Annotated in this window: 29 protein-coding genes; 16 read left to right on the top strand and 13 right to left on the bottom strand. The window is 68.0% G+C overall.

Features of this window, described 5'->3' with window-relative positions; all coding sequences use genetic code 11:
• Positions 1-63 precede the first annotated feature (63 nt).
• Both WS54_RS23385 and WS54_RS23380 read left to right on the top strand, forming a co-directional pair.
• Positions 64-498, top strand: a complete 435-nt coding sequence (locus WS54_RS23385) for an NfeD family protein (protein WP_059780855.1) — start codon at positions 64-66, stop codon at positions 496-498.
• A 32-nt stretch (positions 499-530) separates the two neighbouring features.
• Positions 531-1,466, top strand: coding sequence for an SPFH domain-containing protein (locus WS54_RS23380; RefSeq protein ID WP_034207649.1), 936 nt, complete (start codon positions 531-533; stop codon positions 1,464-1,466).
• A gap of 271 nt (positions 1,467-1,737) precedes the next feature.
• On the opposite strand, the gene smpB is transcribed toward WS54_RS23380, so the two are convergent.
• Positions 1,738-2,184 (bottom strand): SsrA-binding protein SmpB, encoded by a 447-nt coding sequence (smpB, locus tag WS54_RS23375; RefSeq protein WP_034181129.1) that lies wholly within the window; start codon positions 2,182-2,184, stop codon positions 1,738-1,740.
• A gap of 99 nt (positions 2,185-2,283) precedes the next feature.
• Here smpB and WS54_RS23370 point away from each other — a divergent pair, with 99 nt between their 5' ends.
• Together WS54_RS23370 and WS54_RS23365 are read left to right on the top strand one after the other, a co-directional pair.
• Complete coding sequence (locus WS54_RS23370; RefSeq protein ID WP_034188832.1) at positions 2,284-2,721, top strand: type II toxin-antitoxin system RatA family toxin; 438 nt, start codon at positions 2,284-2,286, stop codon at positions 2,719-2,721.
• A 4-nt stretch (positions 2,722-2,725) separates the two neighbouring features.
• Complete coding sequence (locus tag WS54_RS23365; protein WP_050012887.1) at positions 2,726-3,049, top strand: RnfH family protein; 324 nt, start codon at positions 2,726-2,728, stop codon at positions 3,047-3,049.
• A 42-nt stretch (positions 3,050-3,091) separates the two neighbouring features.
• Here WS54_RS23365 and WS54_RS23360 read toward each other — a convergent pair whose 3' ends face one another.
• The 3 genes from WS54_RS23360 to WS54_RS23350 all read right to left on the bottom strand — a co-directional run bounded on the left by WS54_RS23360 (position 3,092) and on the right by WS54_RS23350 (position 6,113).
• A complete protein-coding gene (locus WS54_RS23360) occupies positions 3,092-4,057 on the bottom strand; it encodes a DMT family transporter (protein WP_059780857.1) in 966 nt (321 codons plus the stop codon).
• Positions 4,058-4,174: 117 nt separating this feature from the next.
• Complete coding sequence (locus WS54_RS23355) at positions 4,175-4,861, bottom strand: Vgb family protein (RefSeq protein WP_059781090.1); 687 nt, start codon at positions 4,859-4,861, stop codon at positions 4,175-4,177.
• Positions 4,862-4,892: 31 nt separating this feature from the next.
• On the bottom strand, positions 4,893-6,113 hold the full coding sequence (locus WS54_RS23350; protein WP_059780859.1) for a hypothetical protein: 1,221 nt from the start codon (positions 6,111-6,113) through the stop codon (positions 4,893-4,895).
• A gap of 114 nt (positions 6,114-6,227) precedes the next feature.
• Between WS54_RS23350 and WS54_RS23345 the strand changes: the two genes are divergently transcribed.
• From WS54_RS23345 to guaA, 5 genes are all read left to right on the top strand, one after another.
• Positions 6,228-6,992: a DUF899 domain-containing protein gene (locus WS54_RS23345; protein ID WP_059780860.1), complete on the top strand. Its 765-nt coding sequence runs from the start codon at positions 6,228-6,230 to the stop codon at positions 6,990-6,992.
• 27 nt (positions 6,993-7,019) lie between these two features.
• Complete coding sequence (locus tag WS54_RS23340; protein WP_059780862.1) at positions 7,020-7,823, top strand: DUF2182 domain-containing protein; 804 nt, start codon at positions 7,020-7,022, stop codon at positions 7,821-7,823.
• A gap of 272 nt (positions 7,824-8,095) precedes the next feature.
• Positions 8,096-9,556, top strand: a complete 1,461-nt coding sequence (gene guaB / locus WS54_RS23330) for an IMP dehydrogenase (RefSeq protein WP_034207642.1) — start codon at positions 8,096-8,098, stop codon at positions 9,554-9,556.
• Positions 9,557-9,562: 6 nt separating this feature from the next.
• Positions 9,563-10,162: a hypothetical protein gene (locus WS54_RS23325; RefSeq protein WP_059780865.1), complete on the top strand. Its 600-nt coding sequence runs from the start codon at positions 9,563-9,565 to the stop codon at positions 10,160-10,162.
• Between the two features lie 107 nt (positions 10,163-10,269).
• Complete coding sequence (gene guaA / locus WS54_RS23320) at positions 10,270-11,889, top strand: glutamine-hydrolyzing GMP synthase (protein WP_059505925.1); 1,620 nt, start codon at positions 10,270-10,272, stop codon at positions 11,887-11,889.
• A 212-nt stretch (positions 11,890-12,101) separates the two neighbouring features.
• On the opposite strand, the gene WS54_RS23315 is transcribed toward guaA, so the two are convergent.
• Positions 12,102-12,719 (bottom strand): 3'-5' exonuclease, encoded by a 618-nt coding sequence (locus tag WS54_RS23315; protein WP_059780866.1) that lies wholly within the window; start codon positions 12,717-12,719, stop codon positions 12,102-12,104.
• Between the two features lie 154 nt (positions 12,720-12,873).
• On the opposite strand from WS54_RS23315, the gene WS54_RS23310 reads away from it, so the two are divergent.
• Positions 12,874-13,458, top strand: coding sequence for a 2'-5' RNA ligase family protein (locus WS54_RS23310; protein WP_059780867.1), 585 nt, complete (start codon positions 12,874-12,876; stop codon positions 13,456-13,458).
• Positions 13,459-13,542: 84 nt separating this feature from the next.
• Here the strand turns inward: WS54_RS23310 and WS54_RS23305 are convergent, their stop codons facing one another.
• The 8 genes from WS54_RS23305 to WS54_RS23270 form a co-directional block, all read right to left on the bottom strand.
• Positions 13,543-13,992: an acetyltransferase gene (locus WS54_RS23305; RefSeq protein ID WP_059780868.1), complete on the bottom strand. Its 450-nt coding sequence runs from the start codon at positions 13,990-13,992 to the stop codon at positions 13,543-13,545.
• 94 nt (positions 13,993-14,086) lie between these two features.
• The gene (locus WS54_RS23300) at positions 14,087-14,566 is read right to left on the bottom strand and encodes an NUDIX hydrolase (protein WP_082725067.1); all 480 of its coding nucleotides are present in this window, start codon (positions 14,564-14,566) and stop codon (positions 14,087-14,089) included.
• 43 nt (positions 14,567-14,609) lie between these two features.
• On the bottom strand, positions 14,610-15,647 hold the full coding sequence (locus WS54_RS23295) for an NAD(P)-dependent oxidoreductase (protein WP_335671746.1): 1,038 nt from the start codon (positions 15,645-15,647) through the stop codon (positions 14,610-14,612).
• Positions 15,601-15,879 carry a gamma-butyrobetaine hydroxylase-like domain-containing protein gene (locus WS54_RS23290; RefSeq protein ID WP_059780877.1) on the bottom strand — a complete coding sequence of 93 codons (279 nt, stop codon included), beginning with the start codon at positions 15,877-15,879 and terminating at the stop codon, positions 15,601-15,603. Before WS54_RS23290 ends, WS54_RS23295 begins: the two co-directional genes overlap by 47 nt.
• On the bottom strand, positions 15,876-16,871 hold the full coding sequence (locus WS54_RS23285; RefSeq protein ID WP_059780879.1) for a HEAT repeat domain-containing protein: 996 nt from the start codon (positions 16,869-16,871) through the stop codon (positions 15,876-15,878). Before WS54_RS23285 ends, WS54_RS23290 begins: the two co-directional genes overlap by 4 nt.
• Before the next feature lie 134 nt (positions 16,872-17,005).
• The gene (locus WS54_RS23280; protein ID WP_059780882.1) at positions 17,006-17,251 is read right to left on the bottom strand and encodes a 4Fe-4S dicluster domain-containing protein; all 246 of its coding nucleotides are present in this window, start codon (positions 17,249-17,251) and stop codon (positions 17,006-17,008) included.
• A gap of 11 nt (positions 17,252-17,262) precedes the next feature.
• Positions 17,263-19,002: a fumarate reductase/succinate dehydrogenase flavoprotein subunit gene (locus WS54_RS23275; protein WP_059780887.1), complete on the bottom strand. Its 1,740-nt coding sequence runs from the start codon at positions 19,000-19,002 to the stop codon at positions 17,263-17,265.
• Positions 18,999-19,769, bottom strand: a complete 771-nt coding sequence (locus tag WS54_RS23270; RefSeq protein ID WP_034207584.1) for a GntR family transcriptional regulator — start codon at positions 19,767-19,769, stop codon at positions 18,999-19,001. Before WS54_RS23270 ends, WS54_RS23275 begins: the two co-directional genes overlap by 4 nt.
• Positions 19,770-20,085: 316 nt before the next feature.
• Here WS54_RS23270 and WS54_RS23265 point away from each other — a divergent pair, with 316 nt between their 5' ends.
• The 6 genes from WS54_RS23265 (at position 20,086) to WS54_RS23240 (ending at position 26,296) form a co-directional block, all read left to right on the top strand.
• Positions 20,086-21,309, top strand: coding sequence for an MFS transporter (locus tag WS54_RS23265; protein ID WP_034207583.1), 1,224 nt, complete (start codon positions 20,086-20,088; stop codon positions 21,307-21,309).
• 304 nt (positions 21,310-21,613) lie between these two features.
• A complete protein-coding gene (locus tag WS54_RS23260) occupies positions 21,614-22,015 on the top strand; it encodes a DnaJ family domain-containing protein (protein WP_027784729.1) in 402 nt (133 codons plus the stop codon).
• Positions 22,012-22,608 carry a tRNA adenosine(34) deaminase TadA gene (tadA, locus tag WS54_RS23255; protein ID WP_059780889.1) on the top strand — a complete coding sequence of 199 codons (597 nt, stop codon included), beginning with the start codon at positions 22,012-22,014 and terminating at the stop codon, positions 22,606-22,608. The genes WS54_RS23260 and tadA overlap by 4 nt, the downstream gene beginning before the upstream one ends.
• 101 nt (positions 22,609-22,709) lie before the next feature.
• Positions 22,710-23,648: a muramoyltetrapeptide carboxypeptidase gene (gene ldcA, locus WS54_RS23250; RefSeq protein ID WP_059780891.1), complete on the top strand. Its 939-nt coding sequence runs from the start codon at positions 22,710-22,712 to the stop codon at positions 23,646-23,648.
• Between the two features lie 309 nt (positions 23,649-23,957).
• Positions 23,958-24,662: a GntR family transcriptional regulator gene (locus WS54_RS23245; protein ID WP_059780893.1), complete on the top strand. Its 705-nt coding sequence runs from the start codon at positions 23,958-23,960 to the stop codon at positions 24,660-24,662.
• 149 nt (positions 24,663-24,811) lie between these two features.
• The gene (locus WS54_RS23240) at positions 24,812-26,296 is read left to right on the top strand and encodes an NCS1 family nucleobase:cation symporter-1 (RefSeq protein ID WP_059780896.1); all 1,485 of its coding nucleotides are present in this window, start codon (positions 24,812-24,814) and stop codon (positions 26,294-26,296) included.
• The last annotated feature ends 9 nt before the right edge of the window (positions 26,297-26,305 follow it).

The following is a 26,305-nucleotide window of genomic DNA, read 5'->3' as shown; positions in this document are numbered from 1 at the left end:
CTGCGCACAGCCGCGCGCGCAGCGAATATAGTGAGCATCGGGGACGTTTTTCGGGAGACCACAATGATGTCGGGGCATCTGTTCTGGTGGGTCGGAGTCGGCGTGCTGGTCGTCGCCGAATTGCTGACCGGCACGTTCTATCTGTTGATGATCGCGCTCGGCTTTCTCGCGGGCGGGCTGTTGCAACTGGCCGGTTTCGCGCCGCACGTGCAGTTCGGCGCGGCGGCCGTGGTCGCGATCGTCGCGATGATCGTGCTGCGCCGTTCGGGGCTCGGCCGCAAGCAGAAGCGCGACACGTCGACGAATCCCGACGTCAATCTCGATATCGGCTCGACCGTTACGGTCGACGCGTGGCGTGACGGCCGCGCGCGCGTACGGTATCGCGGCGCCGACTGGGACGTCGAGCTCGCGCACGGCGAGCGCGACGATGCGCACGTGTACCAGGTGAGCGCCGTGCGCGGCAACCGCCTCGTGGTCGTGGCGAAACCCGCGGGCTGATCGTCCGCTGATACAACAAGGAGGAAATATTCATGGATTCGCTGATCATCTGGGTTGTCCTGCTCGTCATCGCGATCGTGATCGTGTCGAAGACGGTGAAGATCGTGCCGCAGCAGCATGCATGGGTGCTCGAGCGCTTCGGGCGCTATCACGCGACGCTGTCGCCCGGTCTCAATATCGTGCTGCCGTTCGTCGATCGCATCGCGTACCGGCACGTGCTGAAGGAAATTCCGCTCGACGTGCCGAGCCAGGTCTGCATCACGCGCGACAACACGCAGTTGCAGGTCGACGGCGTGCTGTATTTCCAGGTGATGGATCCGATGAAGGCGTCGTACGGGTCGAGCAACTTCGTGCTCGCGATCACGCAGTTGTCGCAGACGATGCTGCGCTCGGTGATCGGCAAGCTCGAGCTCGACAAGACCTTCGAGGAGCGCGATTTCATCAACCACAGCATCGTGTCGGCGCTCGACGACGCCGCGGCGAACTGGGGCGTGAAAGTGCTGCGCTACGAGATCAAGGACCTGACGCCGCCGAAGGAGATCCTGCACGCCATGCAGGCGCAGATCACCGCGGAGCGTGAAAAGCGTGCGCTGATTGCTGCATCCGAAGGCCGCAAGCAGGAACAGATCAACCTCGCGTCGGGGGCGCGCGAAGCCGCGATCCAGAAGTCCGAAGGCGAGCGGCAGGCCGCGATCAACCAGGCGCAGGGCGAAGCCGCCGCGATTCTGGCGGTGGCCGAGGCGAACGCGCAGGCGATCCAGAAAATCGCGACCGCGATTCAGTCGCAAGGCGGGATGGACGCGGTGAACCTGAAGGTCGCCGAGCAGTATGTCGGCGCGTTCTCGAATCTCGCGAAGCAGGGCAACACGCTGATCGTGCCGTCGAACCTGGCGGATCTCGGCACCGCGATCTCGTCGGCGCTGACGATCGTCAAGAGCGCGGGGGCGGCCGCGGGCGCGAAGGGCTGAACGTGACGCGCGTAGTTAGCGTGCCCGCGATGCAGCGTAGGAGAGGCTGTGCGACGGGATTGCGCCGCGCATGTGCTGAAGAGGTGCGCGGGCATGCGGCGAATCGTCGCGCAGCTTCAGCGTAGCCGCGTATGCATGGCCGGAGCGCGACGCAGCGATTCATCCGGCGTAGTGAGCGGCGGTCCGGCCGGCGCTCACACGCATTGCACGACACAATGCAACACGGCCCGCTTCGAGCGGGCCGTGTCGTTTGCGATGCAGGTCGTGCGGGTCAGGCGCCGGCGCGCATGATGCGCGCCTTCTCGCGTTCCCAGTCGCGTTTCTTTTCGGTTTCGCGCTTGTCGTGCAGCTTCTTGCCCTTCGCGAGCGCGATGTCGCACTTCACGCGACCGCCCTTGTAGTGGAAGTTCAGCGGCACGAGCGTGTAGCCGCGCTGCTCGACCTTGCCGATCAGCTTCTTGATTTCCTCGCGGTGCAGCAGCAGCTTGCGCGTGCGAACCGGGTCGGGCTTGATGTGCGTCGAGGCTTCGGGCAGCGGGCTGATATGGGTGCCGATCAGGAAGATCTCGGCGTTCTTCACCACGACGTAGCCTTCCTTGATTTGGCCGCGCCCGGCGCGCAGCGCCTTGACTTCCCAGCCTTCGAGCACGAGCCCCGCCTCGTAGCGTTCCTCGATGTGGTAATCGAAGTGCGCTTTCCTGTTGTCGATGATGCTCATGAAAGGATCGGGCCAAGTCGTTTAAAATCACGATTTTAGCAAAGCGGGGCGAGAATCGCCCGGCTTGGCGTTCCCACTTTGAGCGATGCCGCGCGATTTATGGCAGATGTCCAGAAAACCGTATTGATCCGTCATTCGGCGGAACAGATGTTCGACCTCGTCACCGACGTGGCCGACTACCCCAATTTCCTGCCCTGGTGCGGCGGTGTCGAGATTCGCCGTCAGGACGAGAGCGGGATGGAAGCGCGCATCGACATCAACTTCAAGGGCATCAAGCAGCATTTCGCGACGCGCAACACGCAGCAGCGCCCGACGCGGATCGACATGGAGTTCACGGACGGCCCGTTCAAGAAGTTCACGGGCTCGTGGCGCTTCACGGCGCTGCGCGCCGATGCGTGCAAGATCGAATTCGCGCTGCATTACGAATTTTCGAGCATCCTGCTCGAGAAGATCATCGGGCCGGTGTTCAGCCACATCGCGAACACGTTCGTCGATTCGTTCGTGAAGCGCGCGGACCAGCGCTACGGAAAGGGGTGACGCGATGCTGTCGATCGAAGTCTGCTACGCACTGCCGGACCGCCAGACGCTGATTCCGCTGTCGTTGCCCGAAGGCGCGACCGTGCGCTCGGCAATCGACGCGAGCGGCGTGCTCGCGCTGCATCCGGAGATCGATCTCGCACACGCGAAGACGGGCGTCTACGGCAAGCTCGCGCCGCTCGACGCGCCGCTCGTCGATCACGACCGCGTCGAGATCTACCGTCCGCTGATCGTCGATCCGAAGCTCGCGCGCCAGCGGCGCGTCGACAAATCTCGCCGCGACGGCTCGATCGAGGGCCGCAAGTGGATGCACAAGGACGCGCGCTGACGCGTCGTTCGCCCCGATTGGTCTGATCAAACGCCGCGGCGCTCAGTGGGCCGCGGCGTTTGCGTTTGCCGGCGCGCTGCCCGGCGTGTCGCCGTGCCGTCGCACCGAGCCGTATACGCCGGCGAGCAGTAGCACGAGTGCGGCGATCTCGAGCGCGTGCGGCATCCGCCGGTCGTACACGAACGCGTACAGCATCGCGAACACGGTTTCGAACACGATCAGCTGACCCGACAGCGTGAGCGGCAGCCGCTTCGACGCGGCATTCCACAGCCCGTTGCCGAGCCACGACGCGCCGATCGCGAGCACGAGGTTCAGCAGCCAGAACAACTGCCAGCGCGACGCCGGGACGGCCGGCTGCACCATGCCGGCCGGCAGCGCGAGGATCGCCAGCCAGCAGAGCCCGCCGAGCAGGCCCGTCACGACACCCCACAGCACCGACCATTCGTTGCCGCCGAAGCGGTGATGACGTTGCAGGTAGCGTGCATTCGCCACCGCGTACCAGGTCCAGCTCGCGAGCGCGCCCGCCGCGCACGCGATGCCCGCGAGTTTCTGGGCCAGCGTCGTGGCGTGCGCGGCTTCGGACGTGAACAGGTCGACGTTGATGCAGACGATGCCGGCGATCACCAGCGCGAGCGGGGCGGCGAGCCGCCGCAGCGGCACGGCGCCATGGTCGCCGAGGCCCGCGAGCGTGACGGTCACGGGCAGCACGCCGACGATCAGCGAACTCGGCGCGATGCCGATCAGGTGCACGGCGCCGGACAGCAGCATGTAATACGCGACGTTGCCGACGATGGCGAGCTTCACCAGGGCGGCGAGATCCTCGCGGGTCAGCCGCGCGAGCAGCGAGCGGGCGGCGGGCAACGCGGCCGCGAGCGACACGAGGCCGTACATCGCGTAGCGGCCGGCGCTCAGCAGCAACGGCGAGAAATCGGTCAGCAGCCGCGGAACGAGAAACACCATGCCCCACAGGGCGCCTGCCAGGACACCGTACACCACGCCGCGCTGCATCGACCGCTCCGAACAAATGACCGAGGTGCGCGCATCTTAGCGAGGCCGTCGCGGCGGCGTCTTGTTCATTCCTGCACTCGGGGCGCGGCGCGTCGAACGGCTTCGACGGGCGGCGCATCAATCTTCTGCCGGATCGGGTGGCGCCTGCGTGCCGTCGGTGGCGGCACGCGTGCGCGCCGGGCGGCGCACGGCGCGCAGCTTGCCGCTGTTGCCGCCGCCGCAGTAGAAGCGGTCGTGACCGTCGGATTCGAGCCCCGAGACGCCGACGCCGGCCGGCATGTCGATCTGCTCGACCACCTGGCCCGTGCGCGGATCGATGCGCCGCAAGTCGCTCTGGTCGGCTTCCCACGTGCCGTGCCACAGCTCGCCGTCGACCCACGTCACGCCGGTGACGAAGCGGTTCGATTCGATCGTGCGCAGCACGGCGCCCGATTGCGGATCCACCTGATGAATCTTGCGTTCGCGGTACTGGCCGACCCACAGCGTGCCTTCCGCCCACGCGAGCCCCGAATCGGCGCCGCCGCCGGGCGCCGGAATCGTCGCGAGCACGCGGCCCGATTCGGGGTCGATCTTCGCGATGCGGTCCTCGACGATCTGGAACAGATGGCGGCCGTCGAACGCGGTGCCCGCGTGCGCGGCGACGTCGAGCGAACGGACGGTCGTGCCGCGCTCGGGGTCGAGCGCATTCAGCTTGTCGCCGGACGCATACCACACGTGCTGCCCGTCGAACGTGACGCCGTGTACGCCGTCGACGCCCGGAAACGGGCCGTACTCGCGAAGGATGTCTGCAGCGGAGCGTTTCATGTTCGTCACCTCGTCGTTCGATGAGGCCATCCTAATCGCCCGGCAACGCGACCGGGAGTAACAAGGTCGTCGCGAATCCGGGCAGCGGCGGCGTCAGCCAGCGGCGCGCGCGTCCGCGCCCGAGCGCCTGTACCTTGCCGGTTTCCGCGAGCGCATCGAGCGCGCGCTGCACGGTGCGCTGGCTGGCGCCAAGTGCGAGCGCCAACGCGGAGCTCGACCACGCTTCGCCGTCGGCGAGGAGCGCGAGCACGGCCGCATGGCGATCGTCGACCGGGCGCGCGAGGACGACGGTCTCGCGCACGCCGAGCGGCTCGAGCGCGAAGCCGCGCGGCGTCGCGACGACGTTCGCGAGCGGGCGCAGCACCGCGCGCAGCCGGCCCATCTCGACACGCAGCCGCGCGCGATGCGATTCGTCGGCCTGTTTCGCGCGGAACGCGGCGGCGACGAGCGCATTTCTCGACACGTCGGCCGGCCATGCCTCGCCGAGCGCACGGGCGAGCACGAACAGCACCGGACGCCGCGCGAGGGACACGGTCGTGCGCGCATCGCGCACCGTGTGGCGGCACGCGTCGACGACGAGCGCATTCGACTCGAACAGCGTCTCGACTTCGTCGAGCGGCACGAGCCGCGACGTGCCGCGCGCGATGAGCCGCGCGGCCGGTGCGTCGAGCACGCGCGCGGCGGTGTCGACCTCGGCCGCCAGCGCGGCGATGCCGGCGGCGTGGGCGGCCGTTCGCGCCCGGGCAAGCGCCGCACGGGCCGCGTGCGTGCGAATGCGGCGCATCGCGATACCGGCCGCGATCAGTTCATGGGCGGCGCGCGACGCGGGCGGCAGCGGCGTGGGATCGAGATGCGCGAGCAGCCGCTCGGCCTCGTCGAGACGGCCGATCAGCAGCAACCGGCGCACGCCGAGGTAGCGGGCATGCGCGGCGTTCGCGCGGTCGCCGTGCGCATCGAGCGTCGCGCAGGCCGCATCGAGCGCACGCGCGGGCCAGTGCAGGTCGCGCGACGCGAGCGCGATCTCGGCTTCCGCGACGACGCAGCGCGCCCGTGCGACCGCTTCCTTCGCGCCGAACGCACGGGCGGCGCCGCGCACGAGCGCCCGTGCACGGTCGAAATCGCCGAGCTGCGCGAGCGCGATGCCGCGCAGCGCGAGCGCCGGCGCATCGTCGCGCAGCGCGACGCGGTTCAGCGCACCGAGCGCGTCACCGGCGGCGAGCGCGTGCGCGGCCGCGGTGATCAGCGAATCCATTCGAATCCCGACACACTTGTCACTCCCTCCGGTCCGATGCCCGGCACTAATCTAGCACCACGCACACGGCCCCGTACGCCGTGCCCGGATACCCATCGGAAGGAGGAACCCGCAATGACGACCCATCTCACCGGAACCCGCGACGAATGGCTGGCCGAACGCCGCGCGCTGCTCGATGCGGAAAAGGCGCTGACGCGGCAAAGCGACGAACTCGCGCGGCGGCGCCAGGCGCTGCCGTGGGTGCGCGTCGACAAGACCTACCGGTTCGATACCGAAGCAGGGCAGGCGACGCTCGACGACCTGTTCGGCGGCCGTTCGCAATTGCTCGTCTATCACTTCATGTTCGGCCCCGACTACAAGGCCGGCTGCCCGTCGTGCTCGGCGCTCGCCGACGGCTTCGACGGCTTCGCCGTGCATCTGGCGCATCACGACGTGACGCTCGCGGCCGTGTCGCGCGCGCCGCTCGCGAAACTGCTCGCCTACCGACAGCGGATGGGATGGACGTTTCCGTGGGCGTCGTCGGTCGGCAGCGATTTCAACTTCGACTTCAACGTGTCGTTCACCGAAACGCAGCAGCGCGCGGGCGACATCGAATACAACTATGCGCGGGCCGCTCACGCGATGGACATGGATCCGCCGCCGGCGCCCGTCGTGCAGTTCGCGGCCACGTGCGGCACCGACGCGGCCACGTATTCGCTCGACCGGCCGGGGATGAGTGCGTTCGTGCGCGAGGACGGCGCCGTCTATCACACGTATTCGACCTACGCGCGCGGCCTCGACGGATTGTGGGGAATGTACCAGTGGCTCGATCGCGCGCCGCGCGGCCGCAACGAGGCCGGCCCGTGGTGGCGCCGTCACGACGAGTACGCGCGCGGCTGAGCGGCCGGCTGCGAGCGGGAGCGCGCGATGACGCGGCCGACAACCGGCGACGCGGCAGCCGATCCGCGGGCCTTCGGCGCGGCGGCCGTGGCCGTGTTCGTGCTCGCCGCGATGGCGACGCTGGCGCAGCACGCGTCGATGGCCGCGATGGGCGGCGAACCGATGTCCGGCGGCTGGGTGGCCTCGGCCGTCTGGCTGCGGCCGTGCGGCCGGGGCGCCGGGCGCGCATTCGCGGCGTTCGTCGGAATGTGGGGCGCGATGACGGTGACGATGATGCTGCCCGTGCTCGCGCCGCAGCTCTGGCATGACTGGCAGCGCATCGGTCCGCGGACGGCGCGGTCGGCCTGGCTCGTCGTCGTCGTGGGGGCGGGATATTTCTCGGTCTGGATGGCGCTCGGGGCGCTCGTGTTTCCGGCCGGCGCCGCACTGACGACGGCCGGCGCCCGGCTCCCGGCGCTCGCCCGTGCGATGCCCTTCGCGGCCGGCGCCGTCGTGGCGGCCGCGGGCGCGTTGCAATTCTCCGGCTGGAAGGCGCGCCGGCTGGCGTGCTGCCGGCACGCGGCGGCGCACGCGCCCTGGCCGCGGGCGGCGCCGGTCACGGCATGGCGGTACGGCGTGCGCGCTGCCACCCGATGCGGCGCGTGTTGCGGGAACCTGATGGCGGTCGCGCTGGCGGCCGGCATGATGGATCTGCGCGTGATGGCCGCGGTGACGGTGGCGATCGCCGCCGAACGCGTGGCGCCGGCCGGCGAACGCGTCGCGCGGATCGTCGGTTGCGCGGCGGTGGCGGGCGGCGCGGCGATGATCGTCCGCGCGGCCGGGCTGGCGTGACGCGCGGCACGCCAGCCGCTGCGGCGGGGCGCCTGGCCGTGCGCGGCCGCCGCCGCGGCCGTGGCTCCGCCGCGACACGGCCGCGTGCCGCCCGGCCGCGGTTGCGCGAATGGCTCGATGCGGCGATGAAACGAAAAGCGATCGAAAACGAACCGAACGGCGATCCGAACGATTCGGCCCCCGAACGGCCGAAACCGGCTAAGCCGTTGTTCGTGTTGTGAAAATTCGCAGCGCTTCGCGTATAATTCGCTTTTGCGCCCATAGGATTTGCCATGCGTCTGATCCAAAAAGCACTCACTTTCGATGACGTGCTCCTCGTTCCCGCCTTCTCCGACGTTCTCCCGCGCGACACCAGCCTCAAGACCAAGCTGACCCGCAACATCTCCCTGAACATGCCGCTCGTGTCCGCCGCGATGGACACGGTCACCGAAGGTCGCCTCGCGATCGCGATGGCGCAGCAGGGTGGCGTCGGTATCGTCCACAAGAACCTCACGCCGGCCGAACAGGCCCGCGAAGTCGCGAAGGTCAAGCGTTTCGAGTCGGGCGTCGTCCGCGACCCGATCACGGTCCCGCCGCAAATGAAGGTGCGCGACGTGATCGCGCTGTCGCGCCAGCATGGCATCTCGGGCTTCCCGGTCGTCGAAGGCCCGCAGCTCGTCGGCATCGTCACGAACCGCGACCTGCGTTTCGAAACGCGCCTCGACGAGCCGGTCAAGTCGATCATGACGCCGCGCGAGCGCCTCGTCACGGTCAAGGAAGGCACGCCGCTCGCCGAAGCGAAGGCGCTGATGCACAGCCACCGCCTCGAGCGCGTGCTGGTCGTCAACGACGCGTTCGAGCTGCGCGGCCTGATGACCGTCAAGGACATCACGAAGCAGACCGAGCACCCTGACGCGTGCAAGGACGAACACGGCAAGCTGCGCGCAGGCGCGGCGGTCGGCGTCGGCCCGGACAACGAAGAGCGCGTCGAGCTGCTGGTGCAGGCCGGCGTCGACGTGATCGTCGTCGATACCGCGCACGGTCACAGCAAGGGCGTGCTCGAGCGCGTTCGCTGGGTCAAGCAGAACTTCCCGCACGTCGAGGTGATCGGCGGCAACATCGCGACGGCCGCCGCCGCGAAGGCGCTGGTCGAGTACGGCGCGGACGCGGTCAAGGTCGGTATCGGCCCGGGCTCGATCTGCACGACGCGGATCGTCGCGGGTGTCGGCGTGCCGCAGATCAGCGCGATCGCGAACGTCGCCGAAGCGCTGAAGGGCACCGGCGTGCCGTGCATCGCCGACGGCGGCGTGCGTTTCTCGGGCGACGTGTCGAAGGCCCTCGCGGCCGGCGCGAACGCGGTGATGATGGGCAGCATGTTCGCGGGCACCGAAGAGGCGCCGGGCGACGTGTTCCTGTACCAGGGCCGCCAGTACAAGTCGTATCGCGGCATGGGTTCGGTCGGCGCGATGAAGGACGGCGCGGCGGACCGCTACTTCCAGGACAACTCGGCGAACATCGACAAGCTCGTGCCGGAAGGCATCGAAGGCCGCGTCGCGTACAAGGGTTCGGTCAACGCGATCCTGTTCCAGCTGGTCGGCGGCGTGCGCGCCAGCATGGGCTACTGCGGCTGCCGCACGATCGACGAGCTGCACGAGAAGGCCGAATTCGTCCAGATCACCGCGGCGGGCATGCGCGAGTCGCACGTGCACGACGTGCAGATCACGAAGGAAGCGCCCAACTATCACGTGGACTGATCGCCGATGAAACCGCTGCTGCGAGCCGTGCTGATCGTCGATGCCGTGCTGCTGCTGGCGTTCGGCGTGCTGTTCGTGCTGACGCCCTGGCAGGCGCTGTTCAACGCGCTGCAACTGGCGAACGTCCAGCCGGCGATGCTCGGCCAGGCGTTCGGTATCGCGCTGCTCGGGCTCGCGTGGCTCGCGTTTCATGCGGCGTTCAACGGCGACCTCACGGCGCCCGTCGCGCGGTCGGTCGGCCACGTGTACTGGCTGACCGGCGTGCTGACGGTCGTGTGGTCGATCGGCACCGGCAGCGGGCCCGCGCTCGCGGCCGCCGGCCGGGTGCTGTCGGCCGTGGCCGGAGTCGCGCTGATCGTGCTCGGCCTCGGCGGCGTGCGGCTCGCATCGGCCGTGCGCCGGCGCGAGAAAGTGCAGGCGCTCGAAGGCCGGAGCGCGCAGCGTCCGGTCGAACCGGCGCCGGCCTCCGCAGCGCAGCCGCGGGTCGAGCCGGTCGTCGGCCGTCCGGTGGCGCCTTCGGCGCCGGCCGCGGCGACCTCGTCGGCCGCGTCCGACCGCGCATCAGGCAGCGTCGCGTTCGACGCGCGCCCGCCGTCGCAGGATTGACCGGCGATGCGTCGCGCGTGCCGCCTGCCGCCCGACGCCGCCGACCATGCTTTTGACGCAGCGCTCGATGCGCTGCTTTTCTTATTCTCTTCATCCCGTCCGCAGCCATGCACGACAAAATCCTGATTCTCGACTTCGGTTCGCAAGTCACCCAACTGATTGCACGGCGCGTGCGTGAAGCGCACGTCTACTGCGAAATCCATCCGAACGATGTGTCCGACGACTTCGTCCGCGAGTTCGCGCCGAAGGCGGTGATCCTGTCGGGCAGCCACGCGAGCACGTACGAAGACCATCAGCTGCGCGCGCCGCAGGCCGTGTGGGAGCTCGGCGTGCCGGTGCTCGGCATCTGCTACGGGATGCAGACGATGGCCGTGCAGCTCGGCGGCAAGGTCGAGTGGAGCGACCATCGTGAATTCGGCTACGCGGAAATGCGTGCGCACGGCCATACGCGCCTGCTCGACGGTATCGAGGATTTCACGACGGCCGAAGGCCACGGGATGCTGAAGGTCTGGATGAGCCACGGCGACAAGGTGGCCGAGCTGCCGCCGGGCTTCGCGCTGATGGCGTCGACGCCGAGCTGCCCGATCGCCGGCATGGCCGACGAGGCGCGCGGCTACTACGCGGTGCAGTTCCATCCGGAAGTCACGCACACCGTGAAGGGCCGCCAGATCCTCGAACGCTTCGTGCTGCAGATCGCCGGCGCGAAGCCCGACTGGATCATGAAGAACCACATCGAGGAAGCCGTCGCGAAGATCCGCGAGCAGGTCGGCGACGAGGAAGTGATTCTCGGCCTGTCGGGCGGCGTCGATTCGAGCGTCGCGGCCGCGCTGATCCATCGTGCGATCGGCGATCAGCTGACGTGCGTGTTCGTCGATCACGGCCTGCTGCGCCTGAACGAAGGCAAGATGGTGCTCGACATGTTCGAGGGCCGCCTGCATGCGAAGGTCGTGCACGTCGATGCGTCCGACCAGTTCCTCGGCCACCTGGCCGGCGTGACCGATCCGGAAGCGAAGCGCAAGATCATCGGCCGCGAGTTCGTCGAGGTGTTCCAGGCCGAGGCGAAGAAGCTGTCGAAGGCGAAGTGGCTCGCGCAGGGCACGATCTACCCGGACGTGGTCGAATCGGGCGGCACGAAGACGAAGAAGGCGACGACGATCAAGAGCCACCACAACGTCGGCGGCCTGCCGGAGACGCTCGGCCTGAAGCTGCTCGAGCCGCTGCGCGACTTGTTCAAGGACGAAGTACGCGAGCTGGGCGTCGCGCTCGGCTTGCCGCCGGAGATGGTGTACCGCCACCCGTTCCCGGGCCCGGGCCTCGGCGTGCGGATTCTCGGCGAAGTGAAGCGCGAGTACGCGGACCTGCTGCGCCGTGCGGACGCGATCTTCATCGAGGAGTTGCGCGGCACGACGGCCACCGCGCAGGACGCGGCTGCCGGCCTGTGCGGCGAGGCCGACGTCGGCAAGACGTGGTACGACCTGACGAGCCAGGCGTTCGCGGTGTTCCTGCCGGTGAAGTCGGTCGGCGTGATGGGCGATGGGCGGACGTACGACTACGTGACGTCGCTGCGCGCGGTGCAGACGACCGACTTCATGACCGCACACTGGGCGCACCTGCCGTATGCACTGCTCGGCCGCGCGTCGAACCGGATCATCAACGAAGTGCGCGGGATCAACCGGGTCGTGTACGACATCTCGGGGAAGCCGCCGGCGACGATCGAGTGGGAGTGAGCAATCCGACTGAACCGGCGTTCGATTCCGCTTGTGCCGTTGCGCATCGCTTGATGTCGCGATAGTTCGCAAGCGGGTTGCCGGTTTGGATGGCATGCTGCCCCGGCTCACGCGGGCAAGAAACGGCCTGGCAATTCATTGCCAGGCCGTTTTGCGTTAACGGGTGCAATCAGTCAGCGCGTGTCGTGTTTTCCGTTCCGGGACGGGATGCGTCACGCACACGCCCGCCCAAGCGACCGCAGATACATCGGCACCTTCGCCTTGGTCGTCGCCTGAACCCGCGACATCAGCGCGTGATCGATCCGGTCTAGCCCGTAAGTCCGCGAGATATCCTGCTGCAACCGGCACCACAGATGCCCAGCCATCTCGGCATCGACCATCGCGCGGTGCGCACGGCCCGTCTGCGGCAACCGCAGCATCTCGGCCAGGCTCGACAGGCGGTGACTCCTGGCGTCCGGGTAGATCCGTCTCGCCACCAGCATCGTGCACGCAAACGCATGGTCGGCCGACATGCCGAGCATCCCCAGTTCCGACTGCCAGAAGCGATTGTCGAAACCGGCGTTGTGGGCGACGACCGCATGCTTGCCGACGAACGCCGCCGCTTCCTTCATGACCTCGGACGCTGGTGGCGCCGCCGCGATCATGTCGTTGGTGATGCCGGTGAGCGCAACGACATCCGACGGGATGCGTCTGCCTGCATTCATCAAACTCTGGAAACGGTCGACGATTTGCCCGTCGCGCAGCAGGATGACGGCAATTTCGGTCGCACGGTCGCCCAGATTCGGCGACAGCCCGGTTGTTTCGAAGTCCAGTACCGCGACGGTTTGCATGGTTGAGTTCGGATGCTTCATCAGAGGGTGTCGAGTCTGGCCGAGAGGGTAGCATCTCCGTGCTCGCGAACGGCGGATTCATCGATCGGCGAGCGGGCCGGCGTTCGATTGACGATAATGAAAATCCCGTTCCAGGCCTGTCGGACGTGCTGTCGTGACTCAACTGACGCTACCCGGATTCGATGCGCCGCCGCCGGCGCCCGTGCACCGCTTCTTTTTCGCCGTGCTGCCGGACCTGGTCACGGCGGCGCGCATTGCCGGCCTTACCGAAAGCATGCGGCTGGAGAAGGACAGTCTGGTGGGCACAGAGCGTCTGCACATCACGTTGGGCTCGCTCGGCGACTTCGCTTACGTGCCGGGCGCTACCCTTGCACGGGCACGTGCGGTGGCGGACCGCATGGACGTGCCGTCTTTCTCCGTGACGTTCGACAAGATCGTCAGCTTCAACGGGCGTCCCGGTCATCAGCCGCTGGTGTTGATGGGGCGGGCCGGTCTGGACGGCTTGATCGATTTTCGGCGGCAGTTGCGAGAGGCGCTGAAACGGGCAGGCGTGCGCGTTTTTCCTTCGGGTTTCACCCCGCACGTGACGCTGCTGTATGGCGCACGGAGGCCCGATGAGTATCGGATCGAGCCGATTACCTGGACCGTGTTCGACTTCGTCCTGATCGATAGCTGGCTCGGCAAGTCGCACTACGACGTGTTGGGGCGCTGGCCGCTGGCGACCGGCAACTCCTCGTGATAATCGCGATACCGCAAGGGCGGTGTCGTTTCAGCGCGTCCGGCCCGGGCCGGTGCCGTGTCCCGTTCCTGCCCGGACTCCGGCTCAGTCCCGACCACTCCCGCGATAACGAAGATGAATCAGCGGATAAGGCCGCCCCTGTCCATCCACCTCCGACCTCCCGCAGCGCTCGAATCCGAGCCGCTCATAAAACCCCGCCGCCGCTTCGTTCTGTTCGTTGACGTCGGTCGACAGGTCGGGATGGCGCTCGAGTGCTTCTTCGACCAGCCGCCGCCCGACGCCCGTGCCATGGTGTTCAGGATCGACGAACAGCGCCTCCATGTGACTGCCGTCGAGCAGCATGAAACCGATCGGGCGATCGGTTTCGTCGACGGCCAGCTCGAGCGGTGCGCGCGGTAAAAACGCGACGACTTCGGATTCGATGGAACGACGATCGTCGTCGCTCAGGAAGTGATGGGTGGCGTCGACGGCGTTGCGCCAGATATCCAGCACGCGCGTGCCGTCGGCCTGGGTGGATGGTCGAATTCTGATCATGGTTTGATAGGTTGTGATTCGGCGGCGCTCGACAGGTTGTCGGCGCCGTGACGGAGCGAACGCATCGCGCCGATACGCAAGCGGCAGCGAAGCGTCAGGCGGATGGCGGACGCGCGTTGCCCAACACCGCCGCCCGCTCGATCGCCCGTCGCGCGACGTCGCGCACGCCCGCGCTCATCGGCAAATCGTCGCGCTCGAGTTCGTCGATGTCGAACCAGCGTGCGTCGAGCGCATCGTCGCCGGCGGCCGGCGTGCCGCGCAACCATCTGCACAGCACCGCGACCAGGATGAAATGCTGGCGCACGGCGCCGTGCGCATCGTAATCGAACGCGTCCAGCGCGGTAAAGGCGTCGAGCGCTTCCACGTCGACCGTCGTCTCTTCCGCGATCTCGCGCACGACCGCATCCGCGAGCGGCTCGCCCGGCTCGATCTTGCCGCCGGGGAAGCCCCAGCAGCCCGCATCGGGCGGATTCGCGCGGCGCACGAGCAGCACGTCGCGTTCGCGCAGCACGATGCCGATCACGGCGGGAACGGGGCGCAAGGAAGCTGCGTGGCCGGTTGCGGACAGGGTCATACGTATCCGTTGGTTCGAACGAGCGCGTGAGCGTACACGCGGCTCATCGGGCGTTCCCGGTACGCCGTTCGATCGCGCGGATCACGGCGACCATGTCGGCCGCGCCATGCCCGGCCTGCTCGGTTTCGCCGTAAAGCGCGTGGCAGATGTCGAGCAGCGGCGACGCGATGCCGATGCCCCGCGCGGATTCGGCGACGAGGCGCGCATTCTTCAGCACGTCGGTGATCGCCGCCTGCACCGAGAAATCTTCCGCGACGAGCTTGCCGAGCTTCACGCGCGACACGTCGCTCGCCATCGGGCCTGCGTTCAGCACGTCGGCGAAGCGCGCGAGGTCGATACCGTGACGCTGCGCGAAATGCGTGGCTTCGGCGAGACCGGTGACCATCGTGATCAAGAACAGGTTGACGGCGAGCTTCATCGTCAGCGCCGACGGCACGTCGCCGCACACGAAACTGTCGCGGCACAGCGGCTTCACGAGCGCGCGGACGGCATCGACGTCGTCGGGTGCGCCGGCCAGCATCACGACGAGCTGGCCGGCTTCGGCCGGCTTGCGCGAGCCCGATACCGGCGCCTCGACGTAGCGGCCCGACGCGGCGGCGATGGCGTCGGCGAGCGCACGCGAGTATTCGGGCGCATTCGTACCCATGTTGACGATCGTGTGCCCGCCGGCCCGCGCGGCAAAACCGGGCGTGCCGCGCGCGAGGACGGCATCGATCGCCGCGTCGTTCGCGAGCATCAGGATCACGGTGCGGCAGGACACGAATACGTCGTCGATGTCCTCGGCCACGCGCGCGCCGGCGTCGCGCAGCGCATCGTCGTTGCCGTGCGAACGGCTCCACACGACGAGCGGCGTGCCGGCCTGAGCGAGATTGAGCGCCATCGGCGTGCCCATCACGCCGAGGCCGATGAATCCGACTGGGGTTTGCATGGTGCTGCTCCCACGGTAGGTGGCGGCGATCGTGGGCGTCAGTATCGCAGCGTTTTCGCATGCCTGCCATCCAGCCCGCTCGACCGCGACAGCCGCATCGTCGCCGCTACGCGATCTCCGCCAGGTACGGCCACGGATAAATGCCGCGTGCATGACCGTCGCCGAACAGGAAGCGTACGCCGTAGCCGAGCGGTTCCACGCCGTCCAGCGTCAGGTCCGGCCGCGCGTCGATGCGGCCGCCGTCGAGCCGGATCTTGCGGCATTCCGCACACGGGCAATCGCTACGCAACCGCGCAAAGTCGATGCGTTGCGCCGAGCCGTCAGGCCAGGACAGCGTCAGTGCGCGTGCCGGGCGATCGAGTGCGATTTCGATCGGCGTAATCATCGCGACGCCTCGTCGATCTGTCCGATCGCGATCCGCACGGCCTTGCGGACTTCGGGGTCGCGATCGTCGAGCGCGTCGTGCAGCGCGGGCAGCGTCGCCCGGTCGCGCAATTCGCCGAGCGCGAGGGCGGCTTCCTTGCGCAGATTGCTGATCGCATGCGCGAGCAGCGCGACGACGGCCGGTGCCGCGGCCGCATCGCGCAATTGGCCGAGCGCGCGGACGGCGCGCACGCGCACTTGCCAGTAATCGTCGTCGAGCGCGGCGACGAGCGGGTCGCGCGCAACGGCGACGCGCAGCTTGCCGAGCGTGGCGGCCGCTTCCTCGCGCACCTGCCATTCGACGTCGCGCAGCGCCGCGAGCAACGCGGTGACGACGGCGGTATCGCCGGCCGCTGCAAACCCGATCGCGCCGACCGCGGCGCGCCGCACGTCGGCATCGGCGTCCGCGGTCGCGACGCGGGCGAGCGGCGGCAGCGCGCGGCCGTCCTTGAGCCAGCCGAGCACGACGACCGCCTCCGTGCGTACGGCGGCGGCGCTCGCGTCGAGCGCGCGCAGTGCGGGCGCGAACGCGTCGGGGTCGCGCAATTCGCGCAGGCCGCGCAGCACGGCGGTGCGCACGAACGGCTCGGGCCGGTCGGCCCAGCGGCGCAGCACGGCGCCCGATGCCGCGTCCTTCAGTTCGGACAGGCTGTGCGCGGCCGTTGCGCGCACGCCGTCGTCCGGATCGAGCAGCGCATGGCACAGCGCGTCGACGACATCGGGCTGCTCCCACGCGTCGAGCACGCGTGCGGCTTCGCTGCGCACGTCGGCCGACGGGTCGTCGCGCAGCGCCGCGACGAACGACGGCACGAGTTCGGGCGCCTCGAGATCGGCGAGTTCGAGCAGTGCGACGCGGCGCACCGAGGCATCGGCCGCGGCGAGGCGCGCGACGAGCGCCGCATGATCGGCGGACGGCATGCCGGGCAGCGGGAAAGCGGGGGAAGAAGCGGTCATGGCGAAAAGTCGGTGCGGTGAGTGGGCCAGTACGCGCGCTCAGGCGGCGTCGCGCAACAGCGCGAGACAGCAGCGCTCGATGTCGACGCACGCCGGCTCGATCGTACTGTCGTCGATGCGGGTGGCGCGCCGTGTCAGCGCAGCAGGTAAGGGATGTCGACCTTGACCGCGCCGGTCGGGCAGTCGCGTTCGCACGGCATGCAGTACCAGCATTCGTCGAACTGCATGTACGCCTTGCCCTTGGTGACGTCGATCGCGAGCAGGTCGAGCGGGCACACGTCGACGCAGACGGTGCAGCCCTTGTCGGCGATGCACAGCGTCTCGTCGATCGTCACGGGCGCGCTGCTGCGCTGGAAGATGTCGTGCGGGGTATGGGGCATGGCAAGGTTCCTCAAAGAGCGGCCGCGAGGGCGGCCGGTTCGCGGATGCGCAACTGCGCGTAGGCGCCGCGTTCGTCGTCGGCAAGCGGCACGACGTACGGTTCGACCGGCCGCTTCTCGCTGCGCATCGCGCCCGCGGCATCCTTGCGCAGCCACGTATGGCAGAACCATTCGGCGTCGTTGCGGTGCGGGAAATCGACGCGATGGTGGTACAACCCCCAGCGGCTCTCGGTGCGGAACAGCGACGCGCGTGCGGCCATTTCCGCGCAGTCGCGGATCGCGCGCACTTCGGCCGCGCGCATCAGTTCGTGCGGGTTATCGGCCTTGATTTCTTCGATATCCTCAGTAATTTCGTCAAAACGTTGCAGCCCGATTTCCATCTTGCGCGTCACCTTCGGCGGTTGCAGATAGTCGTTCACCATGCGGCGCAGCTTGTACTCGACCTGCGCCGGCGCCAGGCCGCGCTCGCGCAGCAACGGCGCGAGCACGCGCGAACGCTCGGCGTCGACCTGTCGGTCGTCCACCGGCGCGTGTTCGCGGCCGGCCGCGTAGTCGGCCGCATTTTGCCCGGCGAACCAGCCGTACGTGAATGCGCCGAGCATGTAGTTGTGCGGAACGGCCGCCATGTCGCCGGCCGCGTACAGCCCCGGCACGGTCGTCTCCGCGCGCGCATTCACATATACGCCCGATGCGCTGTGGCCGCTGCAGAAGCCGATCTCCGAGATGTGCATCTCGACCATCTGGCTGCGGTAGTCGGTGCCGCGCCCCGCATGGAAACGGCCGCGGCTCGGCCGTTCGTTCGTATGCAGGATCTGCTCGATGGTCCGGATCGTTTCTTCCGCGAGATGGTCGAGCTTCAGGAACACGGGGCCGTTGCCGCTCTGCAGTTCCTGGTAGAACTCCCACATCATCTGGCCGCTCCAGTAGTCGCATTCGATGAAGCGTTCGCCCTTGCCGTTCGCGGTGAAGCCGCCGAGCGGGCCGGTCACGTACGCGCAGGCCGGGCCGTTGTAATCCTTGATCAACGGATTGATCTGGAAGCATTCGAGGTTCGCGAGCGCCGCGCCCGCGTGATAGGCCATCGCGTAGCCGTCGCCCGCGTTGGTCGGGTTCTCGTACGTGCCCATCAGGTAGCCCGATGCCGGCAGACCGAGGCGGCCGGCCGCGCCGCAGCAGAGGATCACGGCCTTCGCGCGGATCACGTGGAATTCGGCGGTGCGGCAGTCGAAGCCGAGCACGCCGCTCGCGCGGCCCTGCGCGTCGGTCAGCACGCGCGTCGCGACGATCCGGTTCGTGATCGCGATGCGTGCGCGCTTCAGTTGCCGGTACAGCACCTTCTTGATGTCGTGGCCCTCCGGCATCGGCAGCACGTACGAGCCCATGTGATGGACCTTCTTCACCGCGTAGTCGCCGGTGCCGTCCTTCTCGAACTTCACGCCCCAGCGATCGAGCTGCTCGATCGTCGTGAAGCTGTGCGCGGCGTACGCGTATACGGCTTCCTGGTCGACGATCCCGTCGTTGGCGATCGTGATCTCGCGCGTGTACTGCTCGGGCGTCGCATGACCGGGGATCACCGCGTTGTTCAGGCCGTCCATCCCCATCGAGATCGCGCCGCTGCGTTTCACGTGGGCCTTCTCGAGCAGCAGCACGCGCAGGGACGGATCGCGCTCCTTCGCCTTGATGGCGGCCATCGGGCCGGCCGTGCCGCCGCCGACCACGACGACGTCGTATTCGTGCACATGGGTATTCATCGCGGGTTCCTTGCAGGTTTGCGTGCCTTCTGCCGGTCGACGCGCAGCCGGTACTGGAAGGCGTCGCCGCGGAAGTAGAGGGTTTCGTAGTCGATCGGCGCACCGGACGCATCGTGCGTGAGACGCTCGATACGCAGCACGGGGCTGCTTTCCTCGACGTGCAGCGCGTCGACGATTTCGTCGTCGGCGAGGATCGCGTCGATCGACACGTCGGCATGACCGAGCGCAATGCCGCAGTCGTTCTCCAGGATCAGGAAGATGTCGCGGGTCGCGAGATCGGCGCCGGCGAGGCGCTTGCCGAGCGCCTCGGGCACCCAGGTCTGTTCGAGCGACACGGGTTCGCGGTTCAGCAGCCGCACGCGATGGATCTCGACGAGCGGTGCGCCTTCGGGCACGTTCAGCTTCGTCGCGAGATGGCGATCGGCCTTCACGGTGCGCAGGCTGCGCAACTGGTTGACGATCTCGTAGCCCATCGACGACATCGCCTCCGCGAACCCCTGCAGCGACGTCACGTTCTGGAAGGCCTTCGGCTTCGACACGAACGTGCCCTTGCCGTGCAGCTTGAACAGCAGACCTTCCTTCTGCAGGTCGCCGAGCGCCTGGCGCACCGTGATGCGGCTGACGTCGAACGTCGCGCAGAGTTCGTGCTCGGACGGCATCCGGCTGTGCGGCGCATAGGTGCCGTCGAGAATGCGCGCGCGCAGCGTGTCCTTGATCTGCACGTAGAGCGGGGCCGCGGACAGCGGCACGACGTTGGGTGGCGTCATCGGTCGACTTGTTATGACAAGATGGGGCGAGTGTAGCCAGCGCACGTGCGCGCCCCAACCAACCATTTCTGCTTTCGAATTTCCCGTTGCGGAAAAGCGGGGCGGCAGGCGGCGGGGCGACCGGACGATCCGACCCTTGCGATCGGTGCGGGATCGCCGACAATAAAAAATCCGCAGATCATGCGCCGCGCATGTCGATTTCCCGATGCGTCGTCCGTCGTATCGATAACGACCGGGCCGCGCGCCGCGCCATGCAGCGGACACCCGGTTGCCGCGAATGGCGCAACGAACGAGGAGATACCCGATGACACGCCACATGCCGGATTCCCGATACCGCTGGGTGATCGTCGCCGCGGGCGGCCTGATGGGCTGCGTCGCGATCGGCGCGATGTTTTCGTTGCCGGTGTTCCTGCGCTCCATCGCGCGCGAGACGGGCTGGTCGATGACCGGCATTTCCGCCGCGATGACGCTCGGCTTCATCGCGATGGCGTTTGCGAGCATGGCGTGGGGCAGCCTGTCGGACCGCGTCGGCACGCGGCCGGTCGTCGTCGCGGGCGCCGTGCTGCTGTCGGCGAGCCTGGCGCTCGCGAGCCGCGCGCCGTCGCTGCTCGTGTTCCAGCTGAGCTTCGGGCTGGCCGTCGGCAGCGCGACAGCCGCGATATTCGCGCCGATGATGGCGTGCGTGACCGGCTGGTTCGACACGCACCGCAGCCTCGCGGTATCGCTCGTGTCGGCCGGCATGGGGATGGCGCCGATGACGATGGCGCCGCTCGCCGCATGGCTCGTGTCGGTGCGCGACTGGCGCACGTCGATGCTGCTGATTGCCGTGCTGGCGGCCGTCGTGATGATTCCGGTGTCGCTGCTGGTGCGCCGGGCGCCGGCGCTCGACGCTGCAGCCGCGCACGCGGCGCCCGCGCCAGCGTCCGCCGGCGCGCCCGCCGCGATGTCGGTCGCGGATGCGCTGCGCTCGCCGCAGTTCGCGGTATTGCTGCTGACCAATTTCTTCTGCTGCGCGACGCATTCGGGCCCGATCTTCCACACGGTCAGCTACGCGGTGACCTGCGGGATTCCGCTGATCGTCGCGGTGTCGATCTACAGCGTGGAAGGGCTCGCGGGCATGGGCGGCCGGATCGCGTTCGGGATACTCGGCGATCGCCTCGGCGCGAAGCGCATGCTGGCGGCGGGATTGCTCGCGCAGGCGTTCGGCGCGCTCGGCTATTACTTCGTGCGCTCGCTCGACGGCTTCTACGCGGTCGCGACGCTGTTCGGTTTCGTCTATGCGGGCGTGATGCCGCTCTATTCGGTGCTCGCGCGCGAGAATTTCCCGCTGCGGATGATGGGCACCGTGATCGGCGGCTGCGCGATGGCCGGCAGCCTCGGGATGGCCGCGGGCCCGGTCGCGGGCGGGCTGATCGTCGACGCGCTCGGCAGCTACGGCTGGCTGTACCTCGGATCGTTCGCGATCGGAGTCGGCGCGTTCCTGATCGCGACGATGTTCCGGCCGTTCGCGAAAGCGCGGCCGGAAACGGTAGCGGCGTAATCGGGCGGCAAAGGCGGGGTGGCGAAGGCGGGGAGGCGAGCAGGCGGCCGGCATTTTCGTCGGGGCGGCGGTGGGCTGCGGGATCGTCGTGGATCAAAAATGGGCAGGCCATCGCCGCCGTCCGGAAGCGTCCGCACCGGCGCTCGGCCTGCTGCGGCGCAGCACAGCGGCAAGTGACGGCGATCGGCGCGCATGCGCTGCGATTCGGTCCCTAAAAACGCAATATCGAGCATATATTCGAAGGGCCTGTCATACCGGCGTCACCCTGCTAGAATTCGGCCTGCCGCATTGTTCCGATTGACTGATGAGATTGCTTGACGCCCTGGTCGAACAACGTATTGCCGCCGCCGCCGCGCGGGGCGAGTTCGACGATTTGCCGGGTACCGGCGCGCCGCAGGCGCTGGATGACGACCTGCTCGTGCCCGAGGAGGTGCGGGTGGCCAACCGTATCCTGAAGAACGCGGGCTTCGTGCCGCCGGCCGTCGAGCAACTGCGCGCGCTGCGCAACCTGCACGACGAAGTGCAGGCCGTCAGCGACCGCGCCGCGCGCTGCCGGCTGCAGGCGAAGATCCTCGCGCTCGACATGGCGCTCGAATCGCTGCGCGGCGGCCCGATGGTGATGCCGCGCGATTACTGCCGGCGCATCGCGGAACGCCTGTGCGAGCGCGGGCTCGACGACGCGCCCGCCGAAGCGGGGACGATGTGACGTCCGACGCGGTGCACGACGCAGCCCGCTCGGCAGCCGCCGCGGCCGCTGACCCCGCCGCCGATTCTCCCGTTCACGAAGCCGCGCCCGTATCGGCGCGCGACCTGCATTTCATGCGTCTGGCGCAGGCCGCCGCCGAAGAGGCGCGCGCGGCCGGCGAAGTGCCGGTCGGTGCGGTGCTCGTGCGCGGCGACGAAGTGATCGCGCGCGGCTTCAACCATCCGATCGGCGGGCACGATCCGTCCGCGCATGCCGAAATGGCCGCGCTGCGCATGGCCGCGCAGCAGCTGCGCAATTACCGGATGCCCGGCTGCGAGCTGTATGTGACGCTCGAACCGTGCCTGATGTGCGCGGGCGCGATCATGCATGCGCGCATCGCGCGGGTCGTCTATGGCGCGGCCGATCCGAAAACGGGCGCGTGCGGCAGCGTGATCGACGCATTCGCGAATCCGCAGCTCAACCACCACACCGAAGTGATCGGCGGCGTGCTCGCCGACGAGTGCGGCGCCGCGCTGAAGTCGTTCTTCGCCGAGCGCCGTCGCGCGCTGCGCGAAGCGCGGCTCGCCCGCGACGCCGAATCGGGCGCGTCATAGGCGCCGCCGTCGCGCCCGTCGTGGCGGGCGTGCACGGTTTTCGTGAACCGGACACGGTTCGGACCCTCTAAGCAGGTTTGACGATCCCGACACCTTTCGCCATGTCCTTCCAGCCCGCCGCGTCCTACACCATCCGCCTGCTGGCGCCGTCCGGCTATCCGCACGACCCCGACGCGATCAACCGCGCGCTCGAGCGCCTCAGCAGCGCACAGCAGCGCATCGAGAACATCGAGGCGACGCAGCGGCGCTTCCAGCGTTTCGGCGGCACCGACGGCGAGCGGGCGGGCGACCTGAACCGCCTCGCCGATCCCGAGCGGCCGCTGCCGGACATCGCGCTCGCGGTGCGCGGCGGCTACGGCGCCGCGCGCATCCTGCACGGGCTCGACTATCGCGGGCTCGAGCGCCGGCTGCGCGACCAGCCGATCGCGCTCGTCGGTCACAGCGACTTCACGGCGATCCAGCTGGCGCTGTACGCGAAGGCGCGCATCAAGACGTTCGGCGGCCCGATGCTGTCGGCCGATTTCGGCGCGGAAACGCCGAGCGACTTCACGATGCAGCATTTCTGGCAGACGCTGACGCAGCCGAGCACGACGATCGTCGCCGACGCACCGCAGGTGCAGACGGTGAACGTGACGGGCACGCTGTGGGGCGGCAACCTCGCGATCCTCACGTCGCTGGTTGGCACGCCGTACATGCCCGACATCGAGGGCGGCATCCTGTTCATCGAAGACGTCAACGAGCAGCCGTTCCGGATCGAGCGGATGATCTATCAACTGCACCTGTCGGGGCTGCTCGCGCGCCAGCAGGCGCTCGTGCTCGGCCAGTTCACCGGTGCGCGGCCGTTCGAGTACGACAACGGCTACGACATGCAGGCGATGATCGACCAGGTGCGCGCGGTGGTCGGGATTCCGGTCGTCACGGGGCTCCAGTTCGGCCATGTGCCCGACCTGTTGACGCTGCCGTTCGGCGCCCAGGCCCAACTGGTCGCGAATGCGCACGGGTTCCGGCTGACGTTGTCGGACTATCCGCATCTCGGCTGATGCCGGCGCGATCGATTCGAAAGGCGGGTTTCCCCGCCTTTTTCTTTATGTAAGCGCGCAACTAACGGTCAATATTTTTCGTCGACGTCCACACGATCCATGTTTGATTTTGCACCATTTTTGTCAACAAAATTGCCGGGAGGGTATACGACGAGAAGGGCCTCCGTATTGCCTGACAGGCTTGTCGTGCATGGATTTCGTGCGCGTTGCACCGAATGGAGACGCGCCGACGCACGCCGATCGTGCGAAATCTCGCAAAAGAATTGTTGACAATCTTTATGTCCATCCTAGGATGAGGACCATCACACGATGCAGATCATGAACGAGCCCGATTCCCATCCGTCCGGCGCAGCCGGTCCCGAAGCGATCGCCGAGCGCATCCGCACCGCGATCCTCGAGCATCGGCTCGCGCCCGGCGCGAAGCTGACGGAGGCGCAGCTCTGCGACGTGTTCGGCGTGAAGCGCGGGACGATCCGCCAGGCGCTCGCGCAGCTCGCGACCGACAAACTGGTCGACCTCGAGCCGAACCGCGGCGCGTTCGTCGCGAGCCCGTCGCTGCAGGACGTGCACGAAGTGTTCGAGATGCGCCGGATCATCGAGCTGGCCGTGGTCGAGCGGCTCGCGACCGGCCCCGGCGCCAAGCGGCTGAAGGGCGTCGCGGCGCTGATCGACAAGGAACGCAAGGCGTTCGAGCGGCACGACTTCGCGGCGTGGATCCGGCTGTCGGGCGAATTCCATACGGCGCTCGCGACGCTGATGGGCAATGCGACGCTCAGCGAGTGCCTCGAAGGGCTCGTCGCACGCTCGACGCTGATGTCGGCGCTGTACGAATCGCACGGGCGCAGCCCGTGCTCGTGCGACGACCACGACGAGATCCTCGCCGCACTGGAGGCGGGCGATCCGAAGCAGGCGGTGACGCTGATGGCGCGCCACCTGCAGCATGTCGAACTGAAGATGCTGGACCGGCCCGCGCAAGGGCAGGTCGATTTGCGCGAAGTGTTCGGCGGCGCCTGAGCGGCGACGCGAACCCGGCCGCGCGCCACACGACGAGAGCAATGCAGGCCCGCGGTGTTTGCCGAGGGCCGCTGGTCCGACTCCGGGCGACGATCCGGAGCGATATCGATGACGGTGGAGCGGCCTGCCGGCCGCGTCAAGGAGAAGTCATGGCTCAATTCAGTGTGGCGCACGACAGCGCCTATCCGGCGGAAGAAGGCGGCGAGGGCGGCGGTCCGGCATTGCCGGACGGTTACAGCGAACGTCTGTACAACGAAGATTTGGCACCCCTTAAAAATCAGACATGGGGCGCGTACAACATCTTCGCGTTCTGGATGTCGGACGTGCACAGCGTCGGCGGCTACGTGTTCGCGGGCAGCCTGTTCGCGCTCGGACTGACGAGCTGGCAGGTGCTGATCGCGCTGATCGTCGGCATCGGTCTCGTGAACGCGCTGTGCAACCTCATCGCGCGGCCGAGCCAGCAGATCGGCGTGCCGTATCCGGTCGCGTGCCGCGCGACCTTCGGCGTGCTCGGCGCGAACGTGCCGGCCGTGATCCGGGGGCTGATCGCGATCGCGTGGTACGGCATCCAGACCTATCTCGCGTCGAGCGCGCTCGTGATCGTCGTGCTGAAATTCTTTCCGCAGTGGCTGCCGTATGCGGACGTCCATCGCTACGGCTTCCTCGGGCTGTCGGCGGTCGGCTGGGCCGGCTTCATGCTGCTGTGGGTGCTCCAGGCGTTCGTGTTCTGGAACGGGATGGAGACGATCAAGAAGTTCATCGACTTCGCGGGCCCGGCCGTCTATGTCGTGATGTTCATCCTGGCCGGCTACATGGTGTGGCGCGCGGGCTGGCGCAACATCGGCATCAACCTCGGCGGCGTCAAGTATCACGGCGCGGAAGTGATTCCGGTGATGATCACCGCCGTGTCGCTCGTCGTGTCGTACTTCTCCGGGCCGATGCTCAACTTCGGCGACTTCTCGCGCTACTGCCGCTCGTTCGGCGACGTGAAGCGCGGCAATTTCTGGGGGCTGCCCGTCAACTTCCTCGCGTTCTCGCTCGTCACGGTGATCACCACCGCCGCGACGCTGCCGGTGTTCGGCGAACTGATCACCGACCCGGTCGAGACGGTCGGCCGCATCGACCATCCGACCGCGGTGATCCTCGGCGCGCTGACGTTCACGATCGCGACGATCGGCATCAACATCGTCGCGAACTTCGTGTCGCCCGCGTTCGATTTCTCGAACGTCGCGCCGCGCCTGATCAGCTGGCGCGCGGGCGGGATGCTCGCCGCCGTCGCGTCGATCTTCATCACGCCGTGGAACCTGTTCAACAACCCGGCGGTGATCCATTACACGCTCGACGTGCTCGGCGCGTTCATCGGCCCGCTGTACGGCGTGCTGATCGCCGACTTCTACCTCGTCAAGCGCGGCCGCCTCGTGCGCGACGACCTGTACACGATGTCGGAAAGCGGCGCGTACTGGTACACGGGCGGCGTGAACCGCCGCGCGCTCGCCGCGCTGCTGCCGGCCGCGGTGATCGCGGTCGTGTGCGTGATGGTGCCGGGCTGGCAGGGCGTCGCGAATTTCTCGTGGTTCATCGGCGCGGGGCTCGGCTTCGGGTTCTACCGGCTGCTTGCAAGCGCGAAGGCGTAAGGAGCCTGC

Source organism: Burkholderia sp. NRF60-BP8 (genome assembly GCF_001522585.2).
Classification (GTDB): Bacteria; Pseudomonadota; Gammaproteobacteria; order Burkholderiales; family Burkholderiaceae; genus Burkholderia.
Note: the sequence above shows the minus strand (reverse complement) of the source record. Positions and strands in the feature narration are given on the sequence as shown.